At 63.7% G+C, this 8,021-nt stretch carries 7 protein-coding genes and 1 pseudogene; 4 read left to right on the top strand and 4 right to left on the bottom strand.

The annotated features are described in order from the left end of the window. Positions 1-236: 236 nt before the first annotated feature. From ACZ52R_RS43100 to ACZ52R_RS43090, 3 genes are all read right to left on the bottom strand, one after another. A complete protein-coding gene (locus ACZ52R_RS43100) occupies positions 237-620 on the bottom strand; it encodes a hypothetical protein (RefSeq protein ID WP_465755540.1) in 384 nt (127 codons plus the stop codon). Positions 621-648: 28 nt separating this feature from the next. Then, positions 649-1,656: a hypothetical protein gene (locus tag ACZ52R_RS43095; protein WP_465755539.1), complete on the bottom strand. Its 1,008-nt coding sequence runs from the start codon at positions 1,654-1,656 to the stop codon at positions 649-651. A gap of 436 nt (positions 1,657-2,092) precedes the next feature. Then, positions 2,093-2,881: a site-specific integrase gene (locus ACZ52R_RS43090; RefSeq protein ID WP_465755538.1), complete on the bottom strand. Its 789-nt coding sequence runs from the start codon at positions 2,879-2,881 to the stop codon at positions 2,093-2,095. On the opposite strand from ACZ52R_RS43090, the gene ACZ52R_RS43085 reads away from it, so the two are divergent. Then, positions 2,811-3,023, top strand: a complete 213-nt coding sequence (locus ACZ52R_RS43085; RefSeq protein WP_465755541.1) for a hypothetical protein — start codon at positions 2,811-2,813, stop codon at positions 3,021-3,023. The genes ACZ52R_RS43090 and ACZ52R_RS43085 overlap by 71 nt on opposite strands. Here the strand turns inward: ACZ52R_RS43085 and ACZ52R_RS43080 are convergent. After that, positions 2,961-3,335, bottom strand: a pseudogene (locus tag ACZ52R_RS43080) (hypothetical protein); the annotation flags it as partial. The gene ACZ52R_RS43085 and the pseudogene ACZ52R_RS43080 overlap by 63 nt on opposite strands. 407 nt (positions 3,336-3,742) lie before the next feature. Between ACZ52R_RS43080 and ACZ52R_RS43075 the strand changes: the two are divergent. From ACZ52R_RS43075 to ACZ52R_RS43065, 3 genes are all read left to right on the top strand, one after another. Then, on the top strand, positions 3,743-5,560 hold the full coding sequence (locus ACZ52R_RS43075; protein WP_465755537.1) for a DUF262 domain-containing protein: 1,818 nt from the start codon (positions 3,743-3,745) through the stop codon (positions 5,558-5,560). 461 nt (positions 5,561-6,021) lie between these two features. Next, positions 6,022-7,080 carry an HNH endonuclease gene (locus ACZ52R_RS43070; RefSeq protein ID WP_465755536.1) on the top strand — a complete coding sequence of 353 codons (1,059 nt, stop codon included), beginning with the start codon at positions 6,022-6,024 and terminating at the stop codon, positions 7,078-7,080. A gap of 254 nt (positions 7,081-7,334) precedes the next feature. Continuing rightward, entirely contained in the window at positions 7,335-7,997 is a 663-nt protein-coding gene (locus ACZ52R_RS43065; protein WP_465755535.1) for a hypothetical protein, read from the top strand. Positions 7,998-8,021 lie beyond the last annotated feature (24 nt).

Here is an 8,021-nt window from a genome sequence, read left to right as displayed (position 1 = left end):
GACCAACATCGCCGCCGCAGCCGACCACTACCGGTCACGCCCCGACCACGCCACCGCACTCCTCAAGATCACCTGCTGAGAACGCATCAGCCCTGCGCGGGGACCAGCCGGCGGGAGATGTGCCCAGGGCCAGGAGGGCAGGTGAACGGTCGTGGCCCGATCGCGTCCGGGACACTGGCAATCGAGCCGTCCGCGCACTGTTGGGCGAGTAGGTAGGCGGCGCCCCGCTGCAGAGGTCAACCGGCGACTTGGCCGACAGACGCGGCCGCCACCGCCACGACCAGGAACACGACGGATATCAGATAGTCGCGTGTGGCTGCATCAAGTCCCTTGAGTGCCTCAGCGAACTTCGCCATACCTTCGAGCGCGCTCCCCAATGTATCGAGGGCTTGCGATTGGGCTTCCAGCGTCTTTGCTGTTTGGTCAGCGTTCTCCCCCGTGGCTGTGCTGGCCACCGCACCCGCCTGTTGTTCGACTGTCTTCCGTCCGGCCTCCAACACCTTCTTCGCTGCCTCGCGCATAGGCGAGCTGTAGACGTTGTCCTGGTACAGGCCGACACCAAGCATCACGCCAGCGCCAACTACCCCAGCGATAGTCACGATCCAGAGCAACGCATTCACTTTCGTCTCCAGGAGGAGGAGAGGGCGATCAGGGGCGCAGCTGCGCGTTGAACCAGCGGAGTTGGTAGTCGAGGTCCTGCACTACGGTCCGCACGGCGTCGCCGGCTACGACATGGCCGGTGATGCGGCCGGCGCTCGTGCCGATCTCGACGCTTGATCCTGAATCCCCCTTCGCGCTGACGCTATGGTCAGTCTCGATCACGTTGCCCCACGCGCCACATGTGCGGTCCAACCAGAGGGATGGAATAACTGCGCGAGCCCAGACCTGCTGGGTTCCGGCCGGAACGTTGACGAGTAGGTCATCACCTGCCGCAGTGCTGGCGTAGCCCTGGAAGGTCCCGCTGCGTCTATCTTGGTGGTTCTTGTCGAGAGTGATAAGAGCGACGTCCGCGCACACCGCGCCGGGCGCCAGTAGCTGGGGACAGATGGTCTGCGTCACGCGCCCAATTCGGTTGCCCTGCACCCGCGCGATATCGGCGGTCTGGCGTGCGCCATGACCGGCGGTAGTGACGGCATGCTTACCGTTGCTCAGCTCGACTCGGCAACCGAGGGTGGCTGACTCCCCTGGGACGCGCACTGTGTCCCCTGGACCGCAGTGCTGAGGCTCGGGCCGGTCCCGGCCGACCGCCCACAGGCCGCGATACGGCAGCTGTTCCGGAGAGCTGGTCAGCTCTCCCGGAAATCCTAGAGCGTCCATTCGGACGACAATCTCGCGTGCCGCCTCTGCTGCGCGAGGTAGAGGTACGAGCGGGGAGCCCTCCAGAGGGGCCAGAGTAGAGTCGACGAACACCGCCGGGACCTGCGGACCTTCCTGAGCCGGCAACCATAGGCCGACGCCCCAAAAGCCAGCAACCCCTGGCTCCTCCCGCCATCGGCTGAAGCGGGGAGTCTCGGTTGCTTCTTCCGCCCGTCGCTCGTCGGGGAATTCATCCAGCAGTCGGGCCGCCTCAGCGAGGCGCTGGTCGGCGGCGTACAGCATCTGGATGGTGGAAGAGGCAATTCGGCCCTGTGAGGCCCATAAGGCGAGCAGGTCCATGACGATCACCCTCCGCCCGGAAGGAGAATAGGCACCCCGAGAGCAGAGTAAAGCTCTCACTTCCAACGGTACGCACATTGCGGCTAGCCGCGAGTCCCGGAGGGAATCCTCTAGACGTGCAAGTCATAGGGCAACCGACGCCGCCAGTGCTGTGTCGTCCGCTGAGCACCGGGGCCGCCCCCTGCTCTAACCACGTGATCAACCGCGACAGCGCAGCCGCCGACCTCGCGGATGTCCTGGATGATCTCGCCAAGCAGGCCGCCGCGCCCGGCGGTGCTGGGGGTCAAGGGATCGCAGGTTCAAATCCTGTCGTCCCGACTATGAAGTCGCAGGTCAGAGGCCGTTTCCACCGGATGGTGGGAGCGGCCTTTTCTGTTGGTGATCGCTGGGTGGTCGTAAGCCGGGGCATGGTGCGGTTCCGTTTCCTGACGTTGTTTCACGCCGCCTTCGGATACTGGTCTCTGTGGGGCGGCCGGCGCTGTTCCGGCGGGCTGGTGGTCGGTTTGCGGTCGTAGCGCCCTTCTTCGCGGTCGAGCTGTTCGGCGATGGCCTCGACGGCTTGGCGGGCAGCGGTTTTGGTGAGGTGTCCGTAGATGTTGGCCGTGGTGGAGATTGTGGAGTGGCGCAGGGTCTTCGAGACGATGGTGAGTTCGACGCCTGCGGTGAGGGCGAGGGTGGCGGCGAGGTGTCGCAGGTCGTGGAAGTGGTTGAGGACGTACTCGGGGTGGAGGGGTTGTCCGTCGTCGCGGCAGAAGACGTAGCCGCCGCCTGGCCTGCGTACGGCGGCGGTCAGGTGGGGCCTGGTCTTGCGGCGGGCGAGGATCTTGTGGACGCGGGGTGAGAGGGCGACCCAGTCGCGGCTCTTGCGGGTCTTGGGGGTTGTGAGGATGAGCTTGTTGTTGTCGATCGCGGACAGGGTCCAGTGCACGTAGAGGGTGTGGCTGTCGAGGTGGACGTCGTTCCAGTGAAGGCCGAGGGCTTCGCCTTTGCGTAGTCCGGTGCCGATGAGGACCTCGATGAGGTCGGCGAAGTCGGGGTCCGCGGCACGGCAGTAGTGCAGGAAGCGGACGGCCTCGGCGGGGGTCCAGATGGTGCGCTCGTCGGCGGGCCGGGCGGGGGATGACCGTGGGGCGGGTGACGTTGACCGTGAGGCGGTGGGTGCGGACGGCGTCGCCGAGCGCGCTGGAGAGGGTGGCGAGGATGTGCCAGATGGTGGGGCGGCCACGGCCGGCGGCGAGCTGGGCGTGGACGAAGTGGTGGACGTGCTCGTAGGCGAGATCGTCGAGGCGGATTGGGCCGAGGGCGGGGATCAGGTCGTGGTGGACGTAGCCGCGGTAGCGGACCCAGGTCGTGGGCTTGAGCTGTAGCCGCTTGCCCGCGAGCCATTGGAGTAGGTAGTCGGCGAGGGTCTGGTTGGGGTCGGCGCTGATGCCGAGGGCGCGTCCGGTGAGGTAGCGCTGCAGGGCGGTGCGGGCTTCGTCCTCGGTGGGGAAGCCGCCGCGGCGCACGGTGCGGTTGTGGCTGCCGGGTGTGGTGGCGGGGAGGTCGACGGCGAAGGTCCAGGTCCCGTGGGCGGGGTCGGTGGTGAGGCGGGGACAGTGGGTGCCGAGCTGGTGGCGCTGATGGTCGCGGCAGCCGCAGCGGCGGTAGATGCGGCCCACGCTGTGGTGGGCGCGCATGGTGATCACCTTCTATTGACCCGAAACGCTAATGTTCCGGCGCGTCGAGGATGTACCGGACGTGCGGGGCGCGGAAGGAGCCCCGCACGATGTGGGGTTGCTTCTGGCGTCGGCGGAAGAAGCGGCGTACCTCGCCTGCGAGCTCTCTGGCGTTTCCGCTCCGGTCCCTTCCCAGGACGCTGGCCAGGGCAAAGCAGACCTCCCGCTGGAGTGCAGGTCGGCGCCGGAGAAGTAGTGCCGTGACGTCGGCAGTTGGACGATGACCTCCGCCGAAGCTTCTCGCATGAATCACGTCGAATGCGGGGACAACACGACCGACGTATGGCACTGTTGATCGTCTACTCGCGTTCACCTCGAAGATGGGGCAAGTTGTGGCCTTCGGAGCTTCGTCTGTAACACCTAGGAGCGTGGCTGTCGGTACGCTCCTCGAAGAGCATCACCCATTCTTCATTCCGCGGTACCAGCGGTCATACGCCTGGGATACTCAAGTGGCCGCATTCACTGATGACGTTAGCGACCTCGTCAATGCCGACCCGCAAGTAGTAAGCCATTTCCTTGGCGGGATTGTCTGCATTGAGGAAACGGATCATTCGCAAAGCCGACCCCACAAGTACGAGATCGTTGACGGTCAACAGCGGATGGCCACAGTAGTTTTGGCGCTCGCCGAGATCGAACGTGCAGCGAATAATATCGCAGAGAGCTCGACCAAAGAGGGCGATTCCGCTGCCTCGGCCTCCGCGGAAATCCTGGCTTCGGACACCCACGACAGGTTTCTCTTCTGGCGCAACGCAATTGTAAGCGAAGGCCGAAAGGAGACCCTCCCGCGGCTAGTTCTTTCGGATGCCGACAATCACTTCTTTCGCGATTTGATTAACGGCGACAAATCCAAGCCGGAGAGGGAAAGCCATCAGCTTCTAGCGGCTGCGCAGGAACAGATTCGCACTGCCTTGATCAAGCCGGCTATCGAAAATGTCGATTCTCAGGTAGCGATTGCCAATCTGGATCGGCTGCGGACGGCCATAATTTCCCAGTGTCACGTAATCCAGATCGTTTCGGTTGATCGCGAGCGCGCCTACCAGCTCTTTAGCGTGCTCAACGACCGCGGCCGCTCCCTGGAAGACGCTGATCTCCTTCGAAGCTATACGCTTGAAGTCGTTCAGGGATTTCCGGAGCAGCAGGAGCAGATTGCTAAGTTGTGGGATGAGATTCTGAAGGCGTCCGCCAAAGACGTCAGCGATTTCTTTAGAGCCTACTATCCGTCAACGACAGGCATCCGCGCAACCCTCCCGCTTTTCAAGAAGCTGAGAGAAGAATACTTCCCACTATCTTCGGCCACCACGGCCGCAGAAGCGAATGTCATCCTAGATCAAGTGCGGTCGTTTCGGGATGAGCAGAAGGTATTCTCGGAAATCCAGAAGGGGAACTGGCCATATCCGGCGAACTTTGAACCGGGCAAGGTTCCGGCGGCATCAGACTGGCAGAAGGATCGCCTGAAGAGGCTGGTGCTGTCCCTAAAGCATGAGCTCGCAATGCCTTTGCTGTTGGCGGCGGCAAGAACCTCGAGTGAGAAGCAGTTCTTTAGCCTGGTGCAAATGCTTGAGGTTTTCGCTTTCCGCTACAAGAATGTATGTGGAGGGCATGCTACTGCGCCCGGGAACGCTTACTATGCGTCAGCAAAGGAGATCCGCAAGCTCGCCTCTGAAGGGAAGCCGGTCGACTGGAAGTCGCTGCGTACCGCTCTTCAAGGGCTGATTGCAAAGGTTGCCCCCGACGACCAGTTCCGAAACGGCCTCGAGAATCGACTGCGGTACGACTTTGGGCCTGCACAGCGAGTAAATATCTGCGAACTCCTAACGACAATCGAGGATCACGCAGCCTGGCTGGCCAAGGGTGGATCTGGAATCCCGAAGCCTAACATGGTTAAGGTCATTGATCTCGGTCAGGTTACCCTTGAGCACATCTACCCCCAGAACCCGCAGCCTGCCGATGTAGATGACCAGTTGTCTGAGATTCGGGACCGCATCGGAAATTTGACCTTCTTTGGGCCTGGGGAGAACTCTAAAGCAGGCAATAAGCCATTTAGTGTAAAGCGTCAAAGCTCCTACGCTGAGAGCACTGTCGGAATGACGCAAAACCTGGCGCAACTGCCGCATTGGGACTTGGCTGCCTATGCTGCTCGTCGTGATCAGCTACTCGATTACGCTTGCAAGGTATTCAAAATCTAGCCCGGGCGCGCTAGCGCGGTTACCTCTTCGCTGAGTGTTGACCTGACCGCGATTTGGCCGGCTGGCCCCGGTCTTGATCGACATGGGGCCAGTCCGGAAAGGTGGGAAATAGCTGCGGAGCCGGCCCGCCCCAGCCGCGATGGCGGGACAGCCAGAACCGTCCACGACCGTCCGACACCTGGCGCGGCCGGCCGCCGCCGCGGAGCGAAGACAGAACTGGAGGCGAGCGGCGGGCCAGCACCCGCGAGCCCTGAATCTGTAGCTCGTTCGACCGCTTGGGCAGGCTCAGCGGAGCCGCACGCGTCTCCCGCCATCCGAGCGTGGGCAGCCTCCGTTGCCGCCTCACGTCCGTCGGTGTTGCCGCCAGGGTCTGCTGTCAGCGGAGTTCAGAAGCCGCCATAGCCGCTCAGTCCGCAGGGCGATCTGGACTCACTGTCCGGCCTACCCCGTAAGCTCCGGCCATGGAAACGGGAGCCATCTCGCGGGACGACATCCTCAAGACCCTGCAGGAGTACGACGAGTTGGGCCGCCAAGCCTTCCTCGACCTGTACGGCTACAAGGAAGCCCGCAAGTACCTGATTCTGCACGATGGCAAGGAGTACGACTCCAAGGCCGTTGCAGGAGTCGCCCACAAGCACCAGCACGGCCGCCCGCTCGCCTCTGACGAGTTGCATGGCGGCCTACGTCATGCCGTGGACTGGCTCAAGCGCGAGGGCTTCCGGATCGGCGCGTCTCGCAGCCCCAAGTGGACCCGCGATGAGCTGATCCTGGCCTGCGACGTAGTCTCGCGAAACAGCTGGCAAGGCCTCTCGGCCTCGGACCCTCGCATCGCAGAACTGTCCGACCTCTTGCAGCTCCTTGCCGCCTACCCACTCGAGCAGCGGGCGGCCGAGTACCGCAACCGTAACGGCGCGGCGTACAAGACCCTCAACATCGCCAGCTTCCACCCCGACTACCAGGGCAATCCGACGAACGGTGGTCAACTGGACCGCGAGGTGTTGCAAGACTTCCTCGATCGTCCAGCGGAAATGGCGCAGGCAGCGCAGCTCCTGCGCGACGGACTCCGGGCTGGCATCCTTGAGCCGGTGCTTCCCGAGGACGAGGAAGAAGACGACGAAGAGTCGAGCGCTCCGGAAGGCCGCGTGCTCTACCGACGCCACCGTACGCGTGAGCGCAATAAGGGGCTCCGCAAGAAGAAGATCGCTTCGGTGCTCAAGAAGGGCGGCACGCTGGCCTGCGAGGCTTGCGGCTTCGACTTCGGTCAGGTCTACGGTGAGCGTGGCGAGGGCTACGTCGAGTGCCACCACGTGGTGCCGCTCCACGAGGCAGGAGAAAGCACGACGAAGCTCACCGACCTCGCGCTCATCTGCTCGAACTGCCACCGCATGATTCACCGCAGCGCCCCCTGGCCCACGCCGGCCGAGCTCCGATCGCTCGTGCAGGAGCAGGCCCGCCGCGCCGTGCAACCACTGCCAGGCCAGCGACCCGCCACTGAGCATCGAGGCAGAGCAGCCACCTGAAATGCGTTGAAGCGGCTCAGCACCTTCCGGGTGCTTCCGACTTGAGGCAGCATCGCCACACAGTAGGTTGAGCGGGCCACCGATCGAGTAAACAGCGAGGTCCTCCCGCCATGTCGTCACCCTTGGCAATGCCCCCGTTGTACGCCGTCTTGTTCACTCCAGGGGCCGGGGAGGGCCGCGACCAGAACAGGTCGCCCTATGTTCCAGTCCTGCCAGAGCAACCAGCTGCCGCAGAGTCGACCGTTCCGCACGGCTTGGCCAAGACGGTGGCCGCCGCGCTGCCCGGGCTCTGGTACTGCCTGCACCTACCCTCCTCCCTTCTGGACCTCGCCGATGTCGATGCCTGGCAGCTGAAGGCAGCCCAGAATCTACGGCTTGACCACCGCATCGTCTTGGTGCCGATCGATTGCTTCGACCAGGAGACGCTCGGCCCCCACCTGCAATATCACCATCCCGTTGTCACCATCTGCCCGGACGAGCTGCTAGGCGAGGCCCAGCAGCGGGCCTCGGCACTGGGATTCGTGCTGCCGACGACCCCCTACTCACAGCTGTCCGACGCCACCCTTAGCACTCAGTGGAATGCCATTCACAAGCACTTCCTCCCTGGCCGGGAGCCGCTGGCTGGTGAGGTGTCCCTCACTCGCCGCCTGGATCTGGCACCTCTTACTCTGCCTCACCGCAGGCTGGCCCGGCAGATGGGGTGGCCGACAGCAGAGTTGACGATCCGGGACACGAGCGTTTACGGGGCCTTCGACCAAGCGATCCGCGGTCAGACGTTCCTGGCCGCCATGGCCCGCCTGGAACGGGAGGGGGCCTCTCACAGCGAGGCTGACCGCCGCTTCGCTCAGAAGCCATCCGCAAACCCCACACGGGGCTTGGGACCAGCACGAGTGTTCGCGGGTTCCCGATTCGGGTGATCTCGACGTTGTCGCTGCATGAAG

Source organism: Kitasatospora sp. NPDC034023 (genome assembly GCF_055575795.1).
Note: the sequence above shows the minus strand (reverse complement) of the source record. Positions and strands in the feature narration are given on the sequence as shown.